The sequence below is a fragment of the Oceanobacillus sp. FSL W8-0428 genome (assembly GCF_038004405.1).
In the GTDB taxonomy this organism is placed as follows: domain Bacteria; phylum Bacillota; class Bacilli; order Bacillales; family Amphibacillaceae; genus Oceanobacillus; species Oceanobacillus sojae.
This window is the reverse complement of sequence record NZ_JBBORB010000001.1, coordinates 2,014,138-2,038,218: the sequence shown is the minus strand read 5'-3', so window position 1 is coordinate 2,038,218 and position 24,081 is coordinate 2,014,138. Positions and strand designations below refer to the sequence as shown.

General features: G+C 40.3%; 20 protein-coding genes. 6 read left to right on the top strand and 14 right to left on the bottom strand.

The window, feature by feature from the left end:
- Positions 1-170: 170 nt before the first annotated feature.
- On the top strand, positions 171-908 hold the full coding sequence (locus MKY30_RS09485) for a GntR family transcriptional regulator (protein ID WP_077604758.1): 738 nt from the start codon (positions 171-173) through the stop codon (positions 906-908).
- 159 nt (positions 909-1,067) lie between these two features.
- Positions 1,068-1,766, top strand: coding sequence for a chitin disaccharide deacetylase (chbG, locus tag MKY30_RS09480; RefSeq protein ID WP_077604759.1), 699 nt, complete (start codon positions 1,068-1,070; stop codon positions 1,764-1,766).
- A gap of 81 nt (positions 1,767-1,847) precedes the next feature.
- On the opposite strand, the gene MKY30_RS09475 is transcribed toward chbG, so the two are convergent.
- Positions 1,848-2,888, bottom strand: a complete 1,041-nt coding sequence (locus tag MKY30_RS09475) for a YdcF family protein (RefSeq protein ID WP_077604760.1) — start codon at positions 2,886-2,888, stop codon at positions 1,848-1,850.
- A 252-nt stretch (positions 2,889-3,140) separates the two neighbouring features.
- Here MKY30_RS09475 and MKY30_RS09470 point away from each other — a divergent pair, with 252 nt between their 5' ends.
- On the top strand, positions 3,141-4,289 hold the full coding sequence (locus MKY30_RS09470) for a CapA family protein (RefSeq protein ID WP_260051795.1): 1,149 nt from the start codon (positions 3,141-3,143) through the stop codon (positions 4,287-4,289).
- Between the two features lie 157 nt (positions 4,290-4,446).
- Here the strand turns inward: MKY30_RS09470 and glnA are convergent, their stop codons facing one another.
- The 7 genes from glnA to MKY30_RS09435 form a co-directional block, all read right to left on the bottom strand.
- Entirely contained in the window at positions 4,447-5,784 is a 1,338-nt protein-coding gene (gene glnA / locus MKY30_RS09465) for a type I glutamate--ammonia ligase (protein WP_077604762.1), read from the bottom strand.
- Between the two features lie 384 nt (positions 5,785-6,168).
- Positions 6,169-7,566, bottom strand: a complete 1,398-nt coding sequence (gene gndA, locus MKY30_RS09460) for an NADP-dependent phosphogluconate dehydrogenase (RefSeq protein WP_077604763.1) — start codon at positions 7,564-7,566, stop codon at positions 6,169-6,171.
- A 186-nt stretch (positions 7,567-7,752) separates the two neighbouring features.
- Positions 7,753-9,111, bottom strand: a complete 1,359-nt coding sequence (locus MKY30_RS09455; RefSeq protein ID WP_260051794.1) for a gluconate:H+ symporter — start codon at positions 9,109-9,111, stop codon at positions 7,753-7,755.
- 18 nt (positions 9,112-9,129) lie between these two features.
- Positions 9,130-10,674, bottom strand: a complete 1,545-nt coding sequence (gene gntK / locus MKY30_RS09450; RefSeq protein WP_260051966.1) for a gluconokinase — start codon at positions 10,672-10,674, stop codon at positions 9,130-9,132.
- A 364-nt stretch (positions 10,675-11,038) separates the two neighbouring features.
- The gene (locus tag MKY30_RS09445; protein ID WP_260051793.1) at positions 11,039-12,763 is read right to left on the bottom strand and encodes a class I adenylate-forming enzyme family protein; all 1,725 of its coding nucleotides are present in this window, start codon (positions 12,761-12,763) and stop codon (positions 11,039-11,041) included.
- A gap of 47 nt (positions 12,764-12,810) precedes the next feature.
- Complete coding sequence (locus MKY30_RS09440) at positions 12,811-14,076, bottom strand: beta-ketoacyl-[acyl-carrier-protein] synthase family protein (protein WP_260051792.1); 1,266 nt, start codon at positions 14,074-14,076, stop codon at positions 12,811-12,813.
- Positions 14,077-14,297: 221 nt separating this feature from the next.
- Positions 14,298-14,894, bottom strand: coding sequence for a DNA-3-methyladenine glycosylase (locus MKY30_RS09435; RefSeq protein WP_077604767.1), 597 nt, complete (start codon positions 14,892-14,894; stop codon positions 14,298-14,300).
- A gap of 178 nt (positions 14,895-15,072) precedes the next feature.
- On the opposite strand from MKY30_RS09435, the gene MKY30_RS09430 reads away from it, so the two are divergent.
- On the top strand, positions 15,073-16,224 hold the full coding sequence (locus tag MKY30_RS09430) for an acyl-CoA dehydrogenase family protein (protein WP_260051791.1): 1,152 nt from the start codon (positions 15,073-15,075) through the stop codon (positions 16,222-16,224).
- A gap of 375 nt (positions 16,225-16,599) precedes the next feature.
- Positions 16,600-16,893 (top strand): UPF0175 family protein, encoded by a 294-nt coding sequence (locus tag MKY30_RS09425; RefSeq protein WP_175637216.1) that lies wholly within the window; start codon positions 16,600-16,602, stop codon positions 16,891-16,893.
- 14 nt (positions 16,894-16,907) lie between these two features.
- Here MKY30_RS09425 and MKY30_RS09420 read toward each other — a convergent pair whose 3' ends face one another.
- From MKY30_RS09420 to MKY30_RS09410, 3 genes are all read right to left on the bottom strand, one after another.
- The gene (locus MKY30_RS09420) at positions 16,908-18,122 is read right to left on the bottom strand and encodes an MFS transporter (RefSeq protein ID WP_260051790.1); all 1,215 of its coding nucleotides are present in this window, start codon (positions 18,120-18,122) and stop codon (positions 16,908-16,910) included.
- A gap of 13 nt (positions 18,123-18,135) precedes the next feature.
- The gene (locus tag MKY30_RS09415; protein WP_077604771.1) at positions 18,136-19,179 is read right to left on the bottom strand and encodes an ArsR/SmtB family transcription factor; all 1,044 of its coding nucleotides are present in this window, start codon (positions 19,177-19,179) and stop codon (positions 18,136-18,138) included.
- A gap of 265 nt (positions 19,180-19,444) precedes the next feature.
- Positions 19,445-19,885 (bottom strand): hypothetical protein, encoded by a 441-nt coding sequence (locus tag MKY30_RS09410; protein WP_077604772.1) that lies wholly within the window; start codon positions 19,883-19,885, stop codon positions 19,445-19,447.
- A gap of 271 nt (positions 19,886-20,156) precedes the next feature.
- On the opposite strand from MKY30_RS09410, the gene MKY30_RS09405 reads away from it, so the two are divergent.
- The gene (locus tag MKY30_RS09405; RefSeq protein ID WP_077604773.1) at positions 20,157-21,023 is read left to right on the top strand and encodes an SDR family oxidoreductase; all 867 of its coding nucleotides are present in this window, start codon (positions 20,157-20,159) and stop codon (positions 21,021-21,023) included.
- Between the two features lie 55 nt (positions 21,024-21,078).
- Here the strand turns inward: MKY30_RS09405 and MKY30_RS09400 are convergent, their stop codons facing one another.
- The 3 genes from MKY30_RS09400 to copZ all read right to left on the bottom strand — a co-directional run bounded on the left by MKY30_RS09400 (position 21,079) and on the right by copZ (position 24,002).
- Positions 21,079-21,243 (bottom strand): hypothetical protein, encoded by a 165-nt coding sequence (locus tag MKY30_RS09400; protein WP_175637217.1) that lies wholly within the window; start codon positions 21,241-21,243, stop codon positions 21,079-21,081.
- Between the two features lie 3 nt (positions 21,244-21,246).
- The gene (locus MKY30_RS09395; protein ID WP_077604774.1) at positions 21,247-23,673 is read right to left on the bottom strand and encodes a heavy metal translocating P-type ATPase; all 2,427 of its coding nucleotides are present in this window, start codon (positions 23,671-23,673) and stop codon (positions 21,247-21,249) included.
- A 122-nt stretch (positions 23,674-23,795) separates the two neighbouring features.
- Positions 23,796-24,002 carry a copper chaperone CopZ gene (gene copZ / locus MKY30_RS09390; RefSeq protein ID WP_077604775.1) on the bottom strand — a complete coding sequence of 69 codons (207 nt, stop codon included), beginning with the start codon at positions 24,000-24,002 and terminating at the stop codon, positions 23,796-23,798.
- Between the last annotated feature and the right edge of the window lie 79 nt (positions 24,003-24,081).

The following is a 24,081-nucleotide window of genomic DNA, read 5'->3' as shown; positions in this document are numbered from 1 at the left end:
CTTGTAAACTATCCTTATAACGGAATCTTTTATTTTCTGTTTTCAACAATAATCAGATGTATATGAAAGCAATTACAAGTCTTTAGTCCTATTCAATGTTTTATCCCTTGTGCTTTTACACTTAAAAGGGTATGATTTTTTAAAAGTGTCGTTAAAGGAGTACGGAACCTATGGAGAGAAACCAATCACTACACACTTATATCAAGGAAGAATTGTTACATCGAATTAAAACAAACCAATACCAGCCTGGTGAAAAAATTCCTCCTGAATTGGAATTATGTAAAAGTTTTAATGTAAGCCGCACTACCGTTCGTACTGCATTAAATCAGCTTACACTAGAGGGATATTTATTACGTCAGCAAGGACGAGGTACTTTTGTAGCCGACAAGAAAGTAAACCAGGCCTTATCACAAACCGTCAGACGGTATAGTGATCAATTAGCCGATCAGGGAAAACATCCGGAAATTGAAGTATCAGATATTTCTGTCGTCGCCGCAAATGAATTATTATCTAATCAACTAAATGTAAATCTGCAGGATCCAATTCAACGTATCGAACGTATCCGCAAAGCAAATGGAGAGCCGACACAGTATGAAGTAGCTTATGTTCCCTGGTCTGTTGCCCCTGGAATTACAATAGAACATGCTGGTAATTCTTTATACAAATCATTAGATGAGTTCTTTGATGTATGGGTTTCGAAAACCTCAGAAAATATTGAAATAGCCTTTGCAGATGAGCAGATATGCAAATTTTTAGAATGTGAACAAGGGCTTCCCTGCTTTTATATTGAAACATTGGCTGAGGATGAACAAGGGAAGAAAGTCGAATTTTCCAGATCCTTCTTTCGGGGTGATAAGACTAACTTTTCTATTGAACGTTCCTATAACAAGGAAGAACCAAAAGCGTAATACACCTGTTCCGAAACATATATTCCTAAACTGACTCTATTCAGGAGTGATTTAACGTTCGGTGTTTAAAGCTGGACATAGTTATTCCTGAATAAGAATTCAATCATAAAAACTATTATATTTTCCTATTTAACTAAAAATCTATCAGGGGTGTTTTTTATGAGAATAGAAATTAATGCAGATGATTTCGGACTGACAAAAGGCGTTACAGACGGAATCATCCAGGCACATCAAAACGGCTGTGTCACATCAACAACATTAATGATGAATGGACTTGCCACCGATTATGCTGTAGAAAAGGCAGCAGAAAATCCCGATTTAAAAATTGGCATTCACCTTGTATTAACCTGGGGCAGGCCCCTCCATCCAGCTGTTCCAAATCTGGTGAAATCAGATGGAACCTTTAAATTCACCAGCAGTTTTCGTGATATGGAGCCTCCGAATCTTTCTGAGGTAGAATCAGAGTGGCGTGCACAGCTGGATGCTTATGCAGCTACAGGGTTAACCCTGGATCATATCGACAGCCACCATCATATTCATGGCTGGCCTCCTTTAAAAAATCTGGTTATGAAGCTTGCTGAAGAATACAATGTTCCTGTACGATACGTTGATTCCTTAGCAGACCACCCGGAAGTATGCTGGACAGATACGCTATGGACAAGCTTTTACAAAGAAGGTGTCACCGATAATTTATTCGATGTCCTTCAAAAAGAAAACGTATTATCCATTGAAGTAATGACGCATCCTGGACAAGTGGATGAAGATTTGAGAAGGGTCAGCTCCTATACGGATGACCGTGAGAAGGAAATAGAAATCCTCAGCAGAATAGAAGTACCCGCGTGGGTAAACTCAAAGTAAATAAAAGAAATCCAAACATTTATCAGCATTCTTCCAATAGAATTTGATGTGTTTGGATTTCTTTATTATTTGGATGATTTCTTATGTGAACAAATAACTGATGATTGCCAGCAGCAAAGAAAAGCCCATGATACAGCTCACAATCAGAAAATGCCGCCGGCGCCCCATAACGACCACAGCGATATATTCTCTGACCATAGCATTCGGCCAATAATAAAAAGCTGTTTTTGAACCAATTCCCTGGCTGTCCAAGCCTGCTTTTCTTGCATAAATCCCGGCACGGAACAGATGAAAATTGTTTGTCGCAAAAATACTATGATACTTCCCTTCGTCCTTCATCTGATCCATAATTTTTTTGGAAAATTTCATATTTTCATAGGTGCTGACAGATTTATTCTCCTGAATCGTATCTTCGATTGGTATCCCTTTTTCCACTGCATAGCTTTGCATTGCTTCAGCCTCAGAAATCCCCTCGTCCGGCCCCTGTCCGCCGGAAAAAATAATTTTAGGAGGAGCCGTAACCTTTTTCTGGCGATGGTAAAAATCAATTGCTTTATCAATTCTGCTTGCCAATAACGGCGGGACACGATCATTGATTAACCCGCTTCCTAATACAATAATAAAATCCTGATCCCACTTCGGCCGATTCCATTGATTCAATCCGTAGGCTGTCAAAAAATTAAACATATGTAATAACACATAGACAACAACCAATCCAGCTCCTCCAAAAAGCGGCTGTAAATACTCCGGGAAAAATTGCTCCGGATTAACGATATTAACAATAATTAAAGTAAGTATGACGATGGCCATTATTAACGTTAAAGAATTCCTAAACCTTTTTCCTTCCTTATCCATCAGCACTTTTGCATTATAAAATAAGCCGGCAATCAAAGCGAGCACTCCAAACGGTATCAGAACAATTAACAGCATTAACGGAAAAGCTAATACAACATATTGATAGGGCCCATCGATGTATATATAAAAGAATGCACAAAAGAAAAAGAATGTGATTAAAAATCCATTAAACAAAAGCCCGTTAATTAGTTTACGCGGATCCCGTAAATAACTGATTAGAAAAAGAATTAAAAATAACAACGGGACGGAAGCAATAAAATATAACAAATAAATTCACCTCTTTTTAATCTCCAGGTTGGTCGGCTCCCCTGTCTGAAATGATGAGATTCTTTTATTATAAGCTTTTATGCAAATGAAATCACTATTTGTCTAAAGTGTTTTTTATGGTAGGATGGATATCTAAAAGACATACCGAAATCCGTGTTATTGTTGGATAAGCTAACATGAATTACAAAAGCAGATGCCGACAGAATAAACAGACAGACCCAGTCAACACCAATACGCAACGGAGGATTTTTCATGTATAAATTTAATTTTTTTATATCTTTTTTTATGCTTTTCTTTCTTTTAACAGCTTGCACGCAATCTCCTGAAGATAACACAGGCACCCCCCATTCCACGAGGGAGAACTCCCAGACGGTTAAAGAAACGGATGAGATTGACCCTAAAGTTACCGTTGCTGCCATTGGAGATATATTAATTCATGACCGCGTCTATGACGATGCCTGGGATGGAAAAAAATATGATTTCAAACCGATGCTGGCTGAGGTCGCAGATTATTTAAAAGAACCCGAAATCACTGTTGCCAATCAGGAGACCATTATGGGTGGCGAATCAATTGGTTTATCAGGATACCCAAGCTTCAACAGTCCATTCGAAATTGGAGACGATTTGCAGGATGCCGGCATCGATATGGTAACCATGGCAAATAACCACACCTTAGACAGAGGCGAAGAAGCGATTCAAAATGCAATTGCCTACTATGAAGAAATCGGCATGCCCTACACCGGAAGTTTTAAAAGTGAAGAAGATCAATCTGAGATTAGGGTTTTAAAAACTGACCAGGATATTTCTGTTGCTTTTCTAAGCTATACATATGGAACAAACGGCATATCGGTGCCCGCCGGGAAACCTTATCTCGTTAATTTGATTGACCGTGAGCAGATAAAAAAGGAAGTCGAAAAAGCGAATGAGCTTGCAGATGTAACTATTGTCAGCTTACATTTTGGCATAGAAGAAGAGAGAATGCCTAATCAAGAGCAGGAGGATTTAGCACAGTATGCTGCTGATCTTGGTGTGGATGTCGTGATCGGTAATCATCCACATGTTCTCCAGCCGGTCGAATGGCTGGAAGGAAAAGAAGGAAACAAAACATTAGTTGCGTATTCTTTAGGAAACTTCCTGTCAGGGCAATATCAATTTTACAATCGTATTGGCGGGATTTTTGAATTTGATCTGGTAAAGGAGGAAGATGAGGTACTGGTCAAGACGCCCCGTTTCCTGCCAACCTTTGTAGAATTTGAAGAAGATGGAGATACGATGACAGATGTCCATGTAGTTCCGTTAGAAAAAGCATCTGAAGAACAAATTGAAAACCCGGATGCAGTTCTGTCCGAAATCAAATCCCATATGACTCAATGGATGCCGGAACTAGAATGGATAGAGTGATCAGGCTGGCATAAAACATAAAAGGAAGGATTTTCTCAATGGGATATCCTTCCTTTTACAATATGCTAAGCCTATCGAATCAGTCTTAAAAATCGTTGTGTTCTTTCTTTGTCCGGCTCTCTGAAAATTTGTGCCGGTTCTGCCTTTTCAACATGCTTTAATAATTTGTCAGATATTGCTCCCGCTCCCAAGGATGAACAGCGGTACGGAACATATCCCATTCAATATCCTTCGCTTCCATAAAGTGTTCGAACAAATGCTCACCCAAAGATTCCACGAGTACTGAATCTTCCTCAAGTTTGCTCATCGCTTCTTTCAGAGTAGCAGGAAGGTCTTTTACCCCGTTTTCTTCCCGTTCTTTTTTATTCATCACATAAATATTACGATCAACCGATTCCGGTATTTTTAATTCTCGCTTGATGCCGTCTAAGCCTGCAGCCAATAGAACTGTTAAAGCCATGTACGGATTAGCGGACGGATCAACACTGCGCACTTCAATACGTGTACTTAATCCACGGGAAGAAGGAACACGGACTAATGGACTGCGGTTTGAGGCAGACCAGGCTACATAACAAGGCGCTTCATAACCGGGAACAAGGCGTTTATAGGAGTTCACTGTCGGATTTGTTACTGCTGTGAAGTTTGTTGCATGATCAAGAATACCAGCAGTAAATTGATATGCCGTTTTACTTAACTGCAGCTCTGCACTCTCATCAAAAAATACATTTTCCTTTCCTTTAAACAGAGACATATTTGTATGCATCCCGGAACCATTTACACCAAATAAAGGCTTTGGCATAAATGTAGCGTGCAGGTTATGCTTTCTGGCAATTGTTTTTACTACTAATTTAAATGTTTGAATATCATCCGCATGCTTTAATGCATCAGAGTATTTAAAGTCAATTTCATGCTGTCCCGGCGCAACCTCATGATGAGATGCTTCAATTTCGAAGCCCATTTCTTCAAGCTCCAGCACAATATCACGGCGGCAGTTTTCACCTAAATCCGTCGGCGCTAAATCAAAATATCCGCCCTGGTCGTTTAATTCTAATGTCGGCGCTCCTTTTTCATCTAATTTGAATAAGAAGAACTCCGGCTCCGTACCAATATTAAAGGCATCAAAGCCTAATTCCTCCATTTTTTTCAGATTACGCTTCAGATTATAACGCGGACAGCCTGCGAATGGAGTACCATCCGGACTATAAATATCACAAATAAAACGAGCAACTTTTCCTTTTTCAGAAGTCCAGGGAAAGATCACGAATGTATCTAAATCCGGATATAGAAGCATATCTGATTCTTCAATACGCACAAACCCTTCTATACTGGAGCCATCAAATGCCATTTTATTATCCAATGCCTTATCTAATTGGCTTAAAGGAATTTCAACATTTTTTATTGTTCCAAGCATATCAGTAAATTGAAGACGGATAAAACGCACATTCTCTTCTTTAATCTGTTTTAAAATTTTTTCTCTTGTTAATTTTTCTGCCATTTGTTCCCCTCCTAAAAATATCTTTGGTAATTATGAAAAGAAAGCTTGCGCTGTTTTTTTCAGCGATAACTCTTTTTTGATTTGAAATCAGTGTCTACAAAGAAGCATGCAAAATCTCTTTAACTTATACTTATTTTTCAACCTTTTATAGACAGATTAGCTTATCATGTTTTCTTTGTTTTTTTATATTACACTAATGTTAGTTTTATTGTCAATAAAATGTTAGGTTTCATAACAAATAAATTAATACCTTTTATTCCCATAAAAATACCCTTTCCGATTAATCGAAAGGGCATTTTGTTATTTTAAAGATAGGAATTTATAAAATTGTATGAGCGAAAAACAGCTACTGTATCTCCCAATTAACTAAAGTCAAAAAATTTTTTACCAGATTGTATGAAAATCGCCTTCTCTGTCGACACGCTGGTACGTATGCGCTCCAAAATAATCGCGTTGCGCCTGAATCATATTTGCACCGCTTTTCGCAGAACGATAGCTATCATAATATACTAATGAAGCATTAAAGCATGGCAGCGCGAGGCCTGTTTCCATTCCTTTTATCACTACTTTACGCATAGCTTCCTGATAATTATTAAGCTTGCCTTTGAAGTATGGAGAAAGAAAAAGATTTGACAGCTCCTTGTTTTCCTTAAATGCAGCACTGATTTCATTTAGGATACCTGCACGAATAATACATCCCCCGCGGAAAATCAACGCAATCTCATCCAGCTGCAGCTCCCAGTTATATTGCTCAGATGCTTGTTTATATTGATAGAACCCCTGCGCATAAGTGCAGATTTTCCCCATAAATAGAGCCTGACGAACCAGTTCAATCCACTCTTTTTTATCAGCTTCTTCCATAAATGGATTAGGGCCGGCCAGCTCTTGCTCTGCAATCATCCGTTCTTCCTTTATAGTTGATAAAAAGCGCATAAATACTGATTCCGTAATAATGGATAAAGATACACCAATATCCAATGCATTTTGACTTGTCCATTTGCCGGTCCCTTTTTGCGCTGATTTATCTAAAATCACATCAACCATAGGAAGATTCGTCTCCTCATCAACATGTGTTAAAATAGCACTCGTGATTTCCATCAGATAACTTTCCAGCTCTCCTCTATTCCACTCTTCAAAAATAGCTGCAATTTCATTAACATCAAGGCTTAATCTTTCCCTTAAGAATTGATAGGCTTCTGTAATAAGCTGCATATCAGCGTATTCAATTCCGTTATGAACCATTTTCACATAATGGCCGGCGCCTTCTTTCCCAAGATATGAACAGCACGGCTTGCCATCTACCTGCGCAGCAATTTTTTCTAAAATTGGAGCAGCCTGCTGATAGGCTTCTTTATCTCCGCTCGGCATTAATGCCGGTCCATTCAAAGCACCCTTTTCCCCGCCTGAAACACCAACACTGATAAAATGGAGCCCTTCTTCTTTTAAGTACCTATTTCTCCTGTTAGAATCCTGAAAATTAGAGTTTCCCCCGTCCATTATAATATCTCCTTGATCTAACAACGACAGGAGGCTCGCGATAACAGAGTCCACTACTTGCCCGGCAGTAACCATCAGAAAGATTTTTCTCGGTTTTTCCAAAGAGTTTATAAAACTCTCCAGCTGATAATGCGCTTCTATATTTCTATTTTGATGCTTGGCTTGAAATGCGTCTGTTAAATCAGATGTATAATTATAGATTGCTACTTTCTCCTCGTGATTTGCCATATTCATAGCAAGATTTGCTCCCATAACACCTAGTCCAAAAACGCCAATCGAATTCATTTTCTTCATTCCTTCCCTTAAAAGAATGCTCAAATTCCCATGAATAAAAATGACACTGCAGGAATTTGAACACATGTAATACTTTGTATAAAATTTTAGCTCTTTCTTCACTCGGACGATTAGTACCCGCTCCAATTCCAGTGCGGCAAGCCAGTATCTTTTAAAACCCGTCCTGCCGCATTTTCCTTAAATAAATAAGCTGAATAATAGAGTAAATACAAGACCTGATACAGAGATTATTGTTTCCAGTAATGTCCATGTTGCAAAGGTTTCTTTCATAGATAAATTAAAGTATTCCTTGAAAATCCAAAATCCTGTGTCGTTAACATGGGAAGCAATTAAGCTTCCTGCTCCTGTAGCTAATACCATCAATGCCAGATTCACGTCAGAACCTTCCATTAAAGGAATAACCATTCCAGCAGTGGTTAATGCAGCAACCGTTGCCGAGCCTAATGACACTCTGAGAATAGCTGCAATTAACCAGGCCAGGAAAATTGGAGACATATTCGTGCCAGAAAAGATATTAGCTACCGCATCACCGACACCACCGTCGATTAATACCTGCTTCAAAGCACCGCCGCCTGCAGTAACCAGCAGAATAATACTAATTCCACGAACCGATTCCTCTGCCGAACTCATTAACGTCTTCATTGGGATCTTGCGTGCTATTCCCATTGTATAAATAGCAAATAGCAAGGAGAGCAAGAGAGCCATTGTCGGATCTCCAATTGTACGTACGATTTCAAAAAATAGATTATCTGTTATATTGCCGATTTCCTGAATCAGCTGCACGATAGTTGTAACCGCCATCAAAATCACTGGAGAAAGTGCAGTTAAGGCGCTGATACCAAATCCAGGTGTTTCTTCTTCTTTAAAGGTTTTCGTATTACCAAGAGATCCAATATTACCAATTCTCGAAAAAGCTTCCGGCACTAATTTTTGAGATATTTTTGTAAAAACCGGACCTGCAATAATAACAGTTGGAACAGCAATGAAAATACCAATTAACAGCACCATACCAATGTTTGCTTCATACTGCTGGGCAATCACTGTCGGGCCGGGATGAGGCGGCAAGAACCCATGTGTTACAGATAATGCAGCCGTCATCGGTAAACCAAGATAGAGCAATGGAAGTTTGGTTTCTTTTGCAATCTGGTAAACAATCGGAATTAATAAGACCAGTCCCACCTCAAAGAACAATGCGATACCAATGATAAATGAGGCAATAACCACCGCCCATTGGATACGCTTTTCGCCAAATTTATTAATCAGTGTTAAAGCAATACGCTGTGCACCGCCGGCATCAGCTATCAATTTCCCTAACATGGCTCCAAAAACAAAGATAAGCGCAATATCGCCAAGTGTGCCACCAAGCCCCGCCTGTACGGTATCAACAATTTCTCCTAGAGACATCCCTAATGCCAATGCAGTCAGGAGCGCAACAACAACCAATGAAATAAATGTATTTAAGTTCCACTTCATAATCAGCAGCAGCAACGCAGCTACTGCCAAAGCAACAATTATAAGCGGATAAATATTTTCCATTTCTCTTCATCTCCCGTTCTATTTCTTTTGATTTTCTAATGATTTCCTTTCTTGATAAGCTGCAATCTGTTCATATTCCTGTTCGAGTGAGCGGGAAATATTAATAAAAATTGGCATTAATTCCCGATAAGCTTGAACATGCTCTGGATTGGGTTCATGCTGATGGGTAAAACCAATCAAATCTTCCACGACATCAAAGGAATCAATTTTTCCTTCTGCGTACAACCCGAGTAAACAAGCTCCCAGACAAGAAGATTCATAGCTTTTTGGAACGATGACATTCTGATCAAAAATATCTGACATCATTTGGCGCCACAGCTCTGATTTCGAAAATCCTCCTGTTGCCTTGATAGACCTCACTGGTACATCCATTACTTCTACCAATGCCAGGAATACTGAGTACAGATTAAAAATTACACCTTCTAAAGCAGAGCGGACCATATGCTCTTTTTTATGATTTAGAGTTAAGCCGATAAATGATCCACGGACATTGGCATTCCAAAGCGGTGCACGTTCCCCCGCTAAAAACGGATGGAATAAAAGGCCGTTAGCCCCCGGCTCTACCTGCTTTGCGATAGCAGTTAATACTTCATAAGCATCAATATTTAAGCGTTTTGCTGTCTCCACTTCACTTGCAGCAAGCTCATCACGAATCCAGCGCAGCACCATTCCTCCATTATTTACCGGTCCGCCAATCACCCAATGATCCTCTGTTAGCGCATAACAAAAGATACGCCCTTTTTGATCTGTGCGAGGTTTGGGAATAACGGTGCGGATTGCCCCGCTCGTACCGATTGTAATGGCAACGTCTCCTTCTTTAATTGCATTCACTCCAATATTAGACAGCACGCCGTCACTTGCTCCAATAACAAACTTAGTATCTGGAACAATCCCTAAATCTGCAGCGATTTCGTGCTGGCAATCTGTAAAAATTTCCGTAGTAGGAACCAGTCTTGGCAGTTTATCTTCTGAAATCCCGGCAATCTGCAGAGCTCCTTCATCCCAGGATAGCTGCTCCAGGTTCATCATGCCTGTAGCAGAGCCAAGAGAATAATCCATGACATACTCACCGAATAATTGATAGAAAACATATTCTTTAATACCGACGTATTTCTTTGTCTTTTCGGCTACTTCCGGGCGCTCCTGCTCCAGCCATGTAATTTTACTAAGTGGTGACATGGGATGAATCGGTGTACCTGTCCGCATATAAACATCATTACCGTTCCATTCATTCTTGATTTTATTTGCCCAATTTAAGCTGCGGTTATCTGCCCAGGTGATACATGGTGTAATTGCTTTATTATTTTCGTCCATCGCAATTAAGCTGTGCATGGCGCTGCTAAAGGAAATAAAGGAAAGATCCTTTTTATCTATCTCTGCGTCCTTGATTGTTTCCCTGATCACATAAAGCACTGCCTGATAAATTTCTTCCGGATTCTGCTCAGCAGTCCGAACATCTGGTGTATGCAAATCATAACTCTGGCTGCTTTGCGCAATAATCTCACCAGTTTCCCGATAGAGCACTGCTTTTGTGCTTGTTGTACCAATATCTACGCCGAGCATAACTTTATTTTGATTCACTTTTATCCCTCACAATCTTTTTAGGAACACGCACATTCCTTAAAATATCCTGCTGTCATTTATTAAATGTACTTATACTTCTCTAATTTATTATAATAAAGGGCTTTCAAGGTATGTATATTTTATATGAATACTTGTATACAGGTATACTAACACGTATTTTTTGTTTTGTAAACGCTTTTATTATATCTTTTCATAAAAAATCTAATTTAGGTGCATTGAATAAATTACATGTAATATTTCAATCTGTTTTAAACTGATAAAGATATCCTCATCCTCCCTCCACCTGAATTAAAAACCCTCCTGCCGAGCAAGATTTATCTCACTCAGCAGGAGGGTTCATCTATTATTTCTTCAATTTTCCCCGTGCTATATCCTGCAGTTTAAATTTCTGAATCTTACCTGTTCCTGTCAGCGGCCAGTCCTTCGCTTCCACAAACCAGATATGACGAGGTATTTTAAAGCGTGCCACATGCTCACGGCACAGCTTTCTGACCTCCTGCTTCGTGCAGGTTTCGCCCTGCTTTAACTCAATAAATGCGGCACCCGTTTCTGTTGTTAATTGATCCGGCACGCCGACAATATAGACCTGATTCACTGCCGGATGCATGGAAATCACATCCTCCACCTCTTTCGGAGCCACTGTTTCTCCGGATACCTTATACAGGTCTTTACTTCTGCCTAATAAGCGGATATATCCATGCTCATCGATCGTTCCCAAATCCCCGCTGCGGATGTAGCCTTCCTTATCCTTTGCAGAAGCTGTCTCCTCCGGCTTTTTATAATAGCCCTCCGTGACAACATTCCCCCGTACTGCCAGTTCACCGACAGAGCCTTCCGGTAATGTTTCCCTTGTGTCTGGATCAATAATTTTGTAGATGACACTTTTATCTCCAAATTCTGGATGACCGGCAATCCCTGCTGTTTTTACCTTTCCTACCGTTGTCGAGATTATTTCCAAAGGATCATCAATTTCAGTAAGCATCGTTGTAGAGCCGGCCTCTGTAGCCCCGCAGCCCGTACCGATTTCTGTTACTCCTAATTCCTCTACAGCTCTTTTCCATAATGGAACTGGAGAAGGTGCTGCACAGCATAATAACGCATAAAGATGATCCAAATTTGTATTTTTAACTTCCGGACGATTCAATAAGGCGACAAGCATCGATGGTACTGCCAGAAAATCATGTACCTGATATTTTTCCATCAGCTGGAGTGATTGCAGCGGCTGGAAAGCATGACATGTCACCATACCTCCTCCTACAAAGGAAGCTGCAAAGAATCCTTCCTGCAGAAAATAAACATGGTACATCGGCAATGGTGCATAAATCCGTCTTCCCACTTCATATCCTCTTGTCAGACACGTCGCAAAACCAGAGCGAAGCAGCATATCATCTGTCAGCATAACTCCTTTTGGCAATCCGGTTGATCCAGATGTATAAATAATTGCCGCACAAGCGTCCGGATCATCTGTTTCTTTCCAGCGCTTATTTAAGTCCGTCTCTTCTACTGCCTCTGAACCCTGTAAAAACGCGTCCCATTGTATATAAACATTTGGAATCTCTGTATCTTTATTCGGTATACAAACTGCCTTTTTAAAAGGGCTCTCTGCATCCTCTTGGAGTTCAGAAACAACATCTTTTAAAGCTTCGGCATGACTTTGTTTACCGGCAAATTGATGGGTAATCAGCCAATTGGTATCAGATTGACGAAGCATATAGGTCAATTCTTCTTTTTGAAGCTGTGTATTCAAGGGGACTACAACCGCCCCAACCATAGAAGAAGCAATAAATAGAGCTGTATATTCGGGTTCATTTTCCATCAAAACTGCCACATGATCGCCCGGTGCAACCCCTAAATGCAGCATAGCCTTTGCATAGTTACGCGCTGTCTTCCACATTTCTCCGTAGGTCATAACCTTATCCGGCATCATAATCAATGGGGACTTGCTATATTGCTGACATTGCTTATAAAAATGCGTCGCAATTGTCCGCTTTTCCCAGCTTGGATACATTTTTTCCAGTGCTGCTTGTCTATCCTCCACACTTTTATGACCCTGTTGTTGTTCCAGCATGGTTATCTCTCCATTTCATTATTCGTTTCATCTTTTTCCTTATTCATTTAAGCCTGAGGCGCCTGCCAAATCACAATTCCGTTTTGACCGCCGAAGCCAAAGGAATTACTCATCGCTGTCTTAATTTGCTGCTTTCGGCTTGTATTTGGAACAATATCCTTTGGCGCCTCCTCGTCCCGTGTTTCGGAATGAAGCGTTGCCGGTAAAATCCCCGTCTCTATAGCCTTAATGCATGCAATACTTTCAATCGCCCCCGCAGCTCCTAACAGATGTCCAACACTGCCTTTTATCGAGCTGACCGGCATGTCATCCAGCCTCTCTCCAAATATCATTTTTAACGCTTTCGTTTCAGCAATATCACCAGCTGGTGTAGATGTTGCATGCGCATTAATATAATTAATATCTGACGGATCAAGCTGCGCTGAACGGAGCGCACGCTCGATTGCCAATGCGGCGCTTGTTCCTTCCGGGTCCGGTGATGTATCATGATAAGCATCATTGGAGGCTCCATATCCTTTTAAGGTTGCATAGATATGTGCTCCCCTTGCTTTGGCACGCTCCAGCGGTTCAAGGACAAACAAGCCTGCCCCTTCACCCATTACCATTCCTGTCCTTGCAGCATCAAACGGGCGGGACCATGTTGAAAAATCCTCCGGTCCTTTTGCTGCCAATGCACCTGCATCTCCGAGTCCAGATAAAAAGACATTGGACCACAGGCTGTCCACACCTCCAGCAAGAATATAATCCACATCATCACGGAAAAACCAGTAGGCAGATTCTCCAATGGCATTTGCCGAAGCTGCACAAGCTGTTACATATGTATTTGACGGTCCCCTAAATCCATACTGAATGGAAATCGTACTTGCCGCTGCATTCGGAATTGATTTAGAAATCATACGTGGCCCTACTCTTTTTGCCTTCCCCGTCGCTAATTTTTCAGAAGCCTGCTCCAAGGACTGAATTCCTCCAAAAGCCGTCCCAATTGCTGTTCCAAACCGGTTCCTGTCTACATCATCTATAAAGGATTCGCCATCACTTTTAAACAATCCTGCATCCCTTAATGCTTCATCTGCTGCAATTAGTGCCAGCTGGGTAAAATAATCAGTATTTCTGACTATCTTTTTAGAAAGAAAATCGGAAGCTGCAAATGCAGGCACGCGCGCGCCCACCTTTGTCCATTTGCTTACATTTTCATCTGTTATTTCCCTTACTGCAGAACGATTCGCAATTAAATTATCCCAAAAAGTTGAAACCCCCATACCGAATGGAGAGACAGCTCCCATTCCTGTTACTGCAATCCCTATCTGCTTCATCACTCATACTCCTCTGCATATTTTTAGACAATATCTTCCCCTGCATTCTGTCTATATTATGAACATAATCAGCTACAATTTCAAAGCTGTCATATAGTTTTTAATTCTCAGTATCATTATAGAGTAAGTGCATATTTTCCTCAAACTATCTAAATCAACATTCGTATTTTCAGACAAAAAAATCCTCGCTATCCAACAAATGATAACGAGGATCTCAGCTCTTATTTAGAAACAAATTTATTACCGGCAACCCAAAACCGATATGGATAATCCCTTGCCTCACCAGAATTATCTATGCCAATCCGCGGACCGCTGCTGATTTTCTCCGGTTTCTTTCCTTCTGCAATAAATAGCGGCGGCTCCATGAGAGATCGTCCATAATCTCCCATATTAATATCTAATGCCTGCGTCAACTTGCCCGGTCCGCTTGTTAAGTTTTGAAATTTTTTCACCGGTCGGCGGACCAGCATCTGATCGACTCCCGTATAAGGCTCCACTGCCCGGATTAATACACTTTCCGGCACTTCTTTTTCCGCGCTGACGACATTAATCAGACAATGATTATGAATGAGATGGGTATATGTCATACCAGCTTCAGCATAAAGAATTTCCGTCCGTTTTGTCCGCCGGTTTCCAAATCCATGTGCTGCTCTATCAGCGCTTCCCAGATATGCTTCTGTTTCTACAATAAATCCAGAGCTCGTTCCTTCCTCCGTCTGCTTTACTAAAACGCACCCAAGCAGTTCCTCTGCTAATTGTAAGGTGGGGGATTGGTAAAAAGTTTTTGGTAAAGGGGTTAAATTTAGATCCTGATTCAATGTATACACTCCTTACATTCTCTCTACTCTAGTCTACCCTATTTTATAATATTTCGATCATTAGATTATACAAAAAAATGCGTTACATGTTAATTGAACTATTCCTCCAACAATGAAATAATATAAATAATACAAATCTGATTAACATACTTTGTCTTTTTCAAGGAGGAGTACCTGCATGACTATTTTAGCAGAATTACAAACAAAAGAAGATAGAACCCAGCTTTTATCAAAAACCATTGAACCCTTTGGAGAGCGTGTTCGTCAGCTTCCAGATGGCGCTTTTCCCTATGAAAACTTTAAAGACCTGCAAAAAATCGGCTATCCTTCACTCACTATCCCAAAAAAGGATGGCGGAGCAGGTATTTCACTTGATGAATTACTTACCTATCAGCAGCTTATCGCTCAGGCAGACGGTTCAACTGCATTGTCTATCGGCTGGCATATGGGGATTATGAAGCATTTGGGCGAAAGCAGGCCTTGGGATGAAGATGTTTATAAAAAAGTTATCAAGGATGTTATCGCAAATGGCGCATTATTAAACAATGCTGCTACCGAACCGGCAACAGGTAGCCCGACTCGCGGTGGAAAGCCGGAAACAACAGCAGTAAAAACAGATAACGGCTGGGTAATTACCGGCCGGAAAACCTTTACCACACTGTCACCAATCTTAACTTATTTTGTGGTCAGTGCATCTATTGATGGAACAGATGATGTCGGTAATTTCCTTGTGAAGCATGATTTGAAAGGTGTTAATGTGGAAGAAACATGGGATTCTATCGCAATGCGCGGCTCCGGAAGTCATGATCTTGTTTTAGAAGAGGTTCATTTAGATAAAGAGGATCTTGTTGAAATTACATCGAATCAGAAAAGAAAACCAGCGGGCTGGTTATTGCATATTCCGGCATGCTATCTTGGGATTGCCCAGGCTGCCCAGAAAGATGCTGTTGCCTTTGCAACAAGCTATTCGCCAAACAGCATCAAGGGAACCATTTCTGAACTGCCTAACGTGAAGCAAAAGCTTGGATACTTGGAGCTTCTTTTGCTGGAATCACAATACTTCCTGCATGCAGTTGCCGAAAAGTGGGATAACAGTGATGAAGAAACCAGAAATACTATAGGCCCTGAATTAGGAGCTGTGAAGCTGTCTGTCACCAATAAAGCCGTGCAGGGTGTAGATCTTGCCATGCGTGTTGTTGGTGCACAAAGCCTCAAGCTAAAAAATAATTTTGAACGCTATTACCGTGATGTCCGGGCCGGTCTGCATAATCCGCCAATGGATGATATGACGATCATGCAGTTAGCAGATAAGTCCATACGGGAGCTGTAAAGTATTTCATTGTCACGTTTTTAAAGATACTAAACGAATGATAATAAATGAAGCACTTTTAATGAAAATAAGCTATATGAAACTAGTTTTTCATATAGCTTATTTTCAAGCAAGATTTTTATTGATTTTCTTTTCTATGTCCTCATCCATAAACTTAAAATACGGAAGCAGTATCCCTAATACACCATACATCCGATAATCAACAATCAGGCAAGGAATACTTTCCTCATTAAGTGATACGGTATGATTTTTTTGACAGATTGCCGTGTTATATATAGTAAAAACCCAGTTCTGTAAGCCTTTTCAGTTATTGTACATAAATATGTTAAAATGATATTATGAGCACATATGATAAATAGAAAAGGGTGGCGGAGTATGCTGGAAAACAACGATAAGAACGTTCGTTTACCTCATGAAATTATTCAAATTCTTGATAAGAGCTCTAATGGGAAAAATATTGATGAAAAGGTACGCTTATCACTAACTATTGGAATGTTTGCAGAAGGTACTGTTACTTTAGAGCGTGTTGCTGAACTTGCAGGAATACCATTGGTAAATTTTATAGACATCCTACAAAGTATAAAAATCCCCTGGATGGAATACACTCCTGAACACATTAAAGATGATGAACTGGCTATTCAAAAATACAAAGACAGGACAAATAAATGACATCAATTATAGATTCATATTGCTTTTTCTAAATCCCCATCCAAAAATTTAAAATACGAAAGCAGTATTCCCAATAAAGAAGTAGTACTTATCACCATCCCTATCATTAAATACAATGGACGAACTCCCCAAATTTCACTTAAAAATCCTCCTGACAGTATACCTAATGGCATCATGCATCTAATAATCAACAGCCGTACAGAGAATATTTTCCCCATTAAATGATTAGGTATGATTTTTTGACAGATTGTTGTATTATGTATTCCAAAAACAGCCATGGCAATTCCGCCTGCTACCTCTGCCAGAATTCCCAATAAAACACTTGTATTAATAAATAAGAAAACAAATGTAAGCCCGCCGGTAAATAAGGCTCCGAGCATTAATCTTCTTCGGCTTTTATATTTCATTTTACCAACCAGGATAGAACCTAAAATAAACCCGACCGGAAAACCAGCCATAAAATAACCGTATTCTGCATAGCTTCCCGACAATTCCTCAGTAATATAAGGAAGTGTCGTAACCATTGTTACCCCGACTCCAAATTGGACAAAACCCAGAAATATTCCCAGCCAGACAATGACGCGCTTCGTAAAAAAGTAAGTAATCCCTGCGGTAAATTCCTTGATCCATGGTTCTCTTGTTTTTTGCGGAATTCTGTCTTCCTGGATAAACAGTAATGCAAATCCGCTAAATAAGAGCAGCGTACTTACCAAAGTCATTGTAGGCATAACACCTATATATTCAATCACTACTCCCCCTAAAAAAGGAGCTGTAAAAGTCATTAATCGTGCCGTGCCTTCCAGGTATGCATTAGCCGCTTCTAATTGATTCCTTGCCACGATAGAAGGAGTTATCGCCTGATTTGCCGGAACATAGAGCGGTGTAATTAATCCAACAATTATCTGCACCAGGTAGATATGCCATGGCAGCAGGCTGTCTGTAAATAAAGCAAACAACGGTACAAGAAAGACAAATCCTCTTGCCATCTGAGAGAAAATCAATATCCATTTCCGGCTCCACCGATCAATAAATGGACCAATAAACAGCTGGAGCACTAAAGATGGAATAAAATATAATAGCCACATACTCCCCAATGCTAATTTCGAACCTGTTAATTGATAGATTAAAATGGAATTACAAAAAGTCCCGAAAGCACCTCCCAGCTCTGAAATCCCATTGCCAATCCAAATGGAAAGAAACGATCTATTTCTGAAAATCGATGTGTCCATCCGCTTCCTCCTTTCATTTTTCCAGATACCAGTCAAATTCCTTTGCTAACAGAGTAAATACATTATTTTTTAAGCAATACTTTGAATCAATTATCTCTACTAATTTCGCTGCTCTTAATATCTTCAAATGATGGTGGATGGTTGACTTCCCTATATCCAGTTTTTCCGTCATATCCTGTAATGTCCTGGGGTGCTCAGACAGCATTTTAACCATTTTCAGACGCACCTCATCGCCCAATGCCTTATATTTTTGAACCAGAAAATAATCTGGCATATAACGGTCACTTGGAGATACACTTTCATTGGAAACAGGATAATAAAATACTTTTGTCCCTTCCATATCTGCCTCAATATTCCATGGACGATAAATATATTGAGGGATTAATAAGACGGTATGTACACTTGGTTCAGGCGTATAGGTAACTCCGCCGGTAGCCCACTGCACTAATTCCTCCGAAGACATTTTCTGCTGCTTCTCTTTCTTTGACTGATAATCCTTTTCCAAAATGACCTTTGTTTCCTGCTCACTCTTTCTCACTATTTCTTGGTACCAGCTGTTCATCACCTTTATCAGATGTTTTTTTAAAGGCTCCGCTTCACAACTGCTGATAAATTCGATATATGATGGAAAAAAGGGATTGTTAGCAGTAATACGCATCAGCTCTTTGATTGCTTTTTCCTCCCCTTGCGCAGCCTGCTCCCGATCTGCCTGATACGGATTTCCGATAAATGGCAGGCAAATAAATTTCAATTCTGTATCTGTTAAATGCTGTACATATTGCTGAAACACATCCAGATTGGAAAATTCCTGCTGGTGGAGTATTTGGAGCAATGCCTTCCATGTATTATTTTGTTCAACATAGTCCAATTCCTCCGATAACTCTGCTGAAACAGATTCTCTTGTCTGTATCCAATATTCTTTTGGCTTCTCTAATGTATCCAGCAATCTTGTGTTTGTTATTGCTGCGATTCCTAAAGCACACTCCCATAATATAGAATAAGTCAATTGGATCTCATAGCTCTCCCGTTCTCTGCTTGTTAGTTGCAAAACATCCATGTTATCGCTCCTTTGTATTTGATTAACTTTATCGTATCACATATTCTACAAATATAGAATATTATATTTCAAATTTATAGAATTTAATTACCCAAATCTTTCTATACCTCATTCTCAAGCACTTTACAGGCATACACTATGAAGATTATTTATTTCACAAAAAAACACTCTCTTAACCGAAAGTGCTTTTTATCAGGCAGAGTTATAACAGTACTGAAGAACAGAAAGCAAACTCGCCACTGGCATATATAACAATCATTGACCATCAGCTTTTTTCCAGCCGTTTGAAATGTATAAAACGGACAAAATAGACAAATAGAATAGCAAATATATGAAATCCTATCCATGCCCAGTTAAAAGATTCTGCTAATACATTTATAATCAGCGCGATAACAAAACAAACCACCGTAAAACCGAGAAGCACATTGAGTACGATGCGGTCCACCAGCTTATTAGGCTTCAAATCCTCCTCTTTAATCCCCTTCTTCTCTCTCCATTTATTGCCTGCCATTCTAAGAATCGGCGTAAGAATGATTAAGATAATCACAGCATACAGCACCAGCTGCCAAAAAGGTATAATTCCCCTGGTAAAACTCACCGCAATAGAACCGGCAAAAGCAAATCCCAGTGCAAGGTAACTGTCAATTGTCGGCGTAAAAAAGGGCAGCGTTAATTGTCTTTCCAGTTTCTTCAAAAAAGAACTCATATCAATCGTTCAACTCCTTGACATTGCTATGAAGAAAATAATCTTATTGTCTGAGTATCTATCATTGGGCTCTTAAAAATCTTTTCCCTAAATTGCACTGAAAGAAACAAGAAGAATACAGCTAATGGAAAAAGTTCATCTGTTTAATCCACGTGGTTCTTTTAAAAGCCTTTGCTTTAGATTCTTTTCCAATAAATATGTTTATAAATTACCTATACGTGGAAAAATGTTGCTAAACACAGAAAAAAATAATTAAAGGAGGAACACATGAATGGAACCAACAGAGATGCAGAAGAATGGTACTCCTAGACAGAAACAAGACAAACAGCCGGGACTCGAATCAAAAATGAATCCGCTCCCGCATCAGCCATATGATTATAAAGGAACGGATAAATTACGAGGAAAAAATGCGTTGATTACTGGCGGTGACAGCGGTATTGGCCGGGCTGTAGCCATTTTATACGCAAAAGAAGGAGCAAACGTAGCGATTTCCTATTTGGACGAGCATGAGGATGCGAAGGATACGAAGAAATCAGTTGAAGCTGAAGGAGTGCAATGCCTTCTTCTACCCGGAGATATAAAAGAAGAATCCCATTGTATTGATTTAGTCGAAAAAACCGTACAAGCATTTGGCGGTATCAATATTTTGGTTAATAATGCTGCCATCCAATTCGTTCAGGAAAATGTAGAGGATATTCCTTCTGAACAGTTTGAAGAAGTATTCCGTGTGAATTTCTTCTCGCAATTCTATCTGACAAAAGCAGCTGTTCCCCATATGGGAGAGGGAGATTCCATCATTAGTACTTCATCCATCAATGCTTATAAAGGAAATGCCACGTTAATGGATTATTCAGCAACCAAAGGCGCTATTACTGCTTTCACCAGAAGTATCGCACAAAGTCTGGAAAAAAAAGGTATTCGTGCGAACACCGTTGCTCCAGGACCAGTTTGGACGCCACTTATCCCATCTTCATTTGATGAAAATAAAGTAGAGCAATTTGGACAGGATTCTCTAATGGGCCGTCCCGGGCAACCTTCCGAGCATGCTTGGCCTTATGTGATGCTTGCTTCCAAAGAAGCTTCTTATATGACGGGACAAGCTATCCATATTAACGGAGGTAGCTGGACATCGTCTTAAGCATCCTGCAAAAATAGCCGGTATTCTCCCGTCAGAATACCGGCTATTTTCTATTTTATATGAAACTACTCTGTTTCACTTCTAAGATTTGCACTGCCGCATGATCATGAGGCTCTATATCTTTACTTTCAAATGGATTCTTTCCTGTAAGCACACCGTATGCAATCACAACAAGACAAACATAGATAATCCCGATACTCACCCATTTTTTAATCGACATCAATTACGCCTCCCTTTTCAGCTTCAAGCGCTGGAGTCTGAGAGCGTTGAGCACAACAGATACAGAGCTGCATGCCATCGCTGCGCCGGCAACCCAAGGAGCTAACAGCCCAATCGCAGCAATTGGAATGGATGCAGAATTATAGGCAAAGGCGAAAAATAGATTTTGCTTGATATTTCGCATCGTTTTTGCACTCAGCTCAATACTGTCAGCCACACTGTGTAAATCACCGCGCATCAGAGTAACATCTGCAGCTTCTATTGCGACATCTGTTCCTGTACCAATTGCCATTCCAATGTCTGCAATGGCTAAGGCAGGAGCATCATTGATACCGTCACCTACCATGGCAACTTTTTTACCTTCCTGCTGCAGCCGTTTAATTTCATTTGCTTTTTGGTCCGGTAAAACCTCTGCAATAACACGATCTACGCCGACTTCTTTCGCAATTGCCTGCGCTGTCCGTTCATTATCGCCAGTAAGCAAAATCACTTCTAATCCTTGTTCATGCAAACGATCAATAGCTGCCTTCGAAGTTTCTTTTACGGTATCAGCAACAGCAATCATTCCTGCAAGCTTGCCTTGAAAACCGACGAGCATTGCTGTCTTTCCGTCAGCTTCCAATTCTGTCATTCTTTCTTCGATACTACGGATATCAACGTTTTGCTGCTTCATCAATTTTCTCGTTCCAATATAGAGAGGCTCTCCCTCCCATGTTACTTGGATACCGGATCCGGGTACCGATTCAAAGTCAGTTGTTTCTATTAAATCAATACGCTGTGCCTCTGCACCTTTAACAATTGCTTCAGCAAGCGGATGCTCTGAGTGCTTCTCAGCAGATGCTGCCATTTTTAATAAATCAGCTTCCGTCATATCCCCTTGAGGAACGACATCAGTCAATGCAGGTTCACCCTTTGTTACGGTTCCTGTTTTATCTAATACAATTGTTTCAATCAAGCGGGTGTTTTCTAAATACTCTCCGCCTTTAAACAGAACACCTAATTCTGCAGCTCTGCCTGATCCGGCCATGACAGAGGTCGGTGTCGCCAAGCCAAGTGCACAAGGGCAGGCAATAACCAAAACGGTAATCGCAGGAACTAAAGCTGCACGTAAATCCCCCGGCGAAACAAAGATGTACCAGGCAAGAAACGTTACAACAGCGAGCCCGACAACAACAGGAACAAAGATTCCAGATACACGATCTGCTACACGCTGAATATCTGCTTTACTGCCCTGAGCTTCTTCCACTACCTTTACAATCTGGGCAAGGGCAGTATCTTTTCCAATTTTGGTTGCTTCAATTGTCAGCGTACCATTTTTATTGATGGTTGAACCAATTGCTGTATCCCCGATATTTTTATCAACGGGTATACTTTCACCAGTAATCATTGACTCATCAATAGCTGACTTCCCTTTGACAATTGCCCCATCAACGGGTATTTTTTCTCCCGGACGGACAATAACCTGATCGCCGACAGCTACTTCTTCAATAGCGATCTCCAGCTCTTCACCATCACGGATAACACGGGCAGTTTTAGCCTGCATATCCAGCAGCTTTTTAATCGCTTGACCAGTGCGTCCTTTCGCACGAACCTCAAATAACTTCCCAAGCAGAACTAACGTAATAATCACCGCAGCAGCTTCGAAATAAAGCTCAGGCATTCCAGCTGCACCGTTGATTTGCCATTCTATTCCGAGAAAAATACTATAGAGATAGGCTACTGAGGTTCCCAATGCGACAAGAACATCCATATTTGCACTTTTATTTCTTAATGCCTTATAAGCTCCAACATAGAACTGTTTTCCGGCAATAAACTGCACAGGTGTTGCCAGTGCCAGCTGTACCCATGGATTCATCAGCATATCCGGTGAATAAATAAATGAGGTGAAAGAAAAATGCGTCACCATCGTCCATAATAATGGAAGTGATAAAATAGCAGAGAAAATAAATTTTCCGGTTTGATGACGAATCTCCTCTTCCTTCCGATTTGTTGTCTCTTCCTTGGATACCTGGGGTTTAAGCGCGTAGCCAAGCTTCTTCACAACCTCCATCATATCCTGGACAGTTACTTGATTTTCATTATATTCAACCGCCACATTCTCCAGAGCAAAATTGACATTTGCTTCACTCACACCATCCATTTTATTTAAACGTTTCTCAATCCGGTTGGCACAAGCAGCACACGTCATTCCCACAACATCAAATGTCTGCTTTTCATGCTGAACATGGTAGCCCAGCTGTTCAATTTTCTTCTCAAACGCTTCTATCGATGTTTGTTCGGGATTATAGTGGATCGTTGATTTTTCAATCGCAAAATTGACATTAGCATCCTCTACGCCATCTACCCGCTTTAACCCTTTTTCAATTCGGGTTGCACAGGCTGCACATGTCATCCCTTCAATAGGCAATGTGACTTCTTTTTTAGCTTCCATTTAAACCACCTCCATACCTGCATAGGGTATGTAATTATTTAAAAAGGAGATCGTGCAGAAAATAGATTGCACGATCCTTGATCATTTATCTAAAAAGCTTTCGAAACGAGATATTTTATTATTTATACAACGTCGTATCCCTGATCTTCAATTGCTTCTGTAATGTCGCCCAGCTTTACTTTCCCTTCATCAAAGGAAACATCTACTTTTCCTTCCTGAAGATGAACGTTTACTGTATCTACACCATCTAATCCACCAACTGCTCCTTCGACAGAGCTGACACAGTGACCACATGACATACCTTGAACTTGAATTGTTTCTTTAGTCATTTTATTAACCTCCTCTTAACTTATATATCCATCTTAACATACCCCTCATAGGTATTGTCAAGAATTTAATTTTTTAATC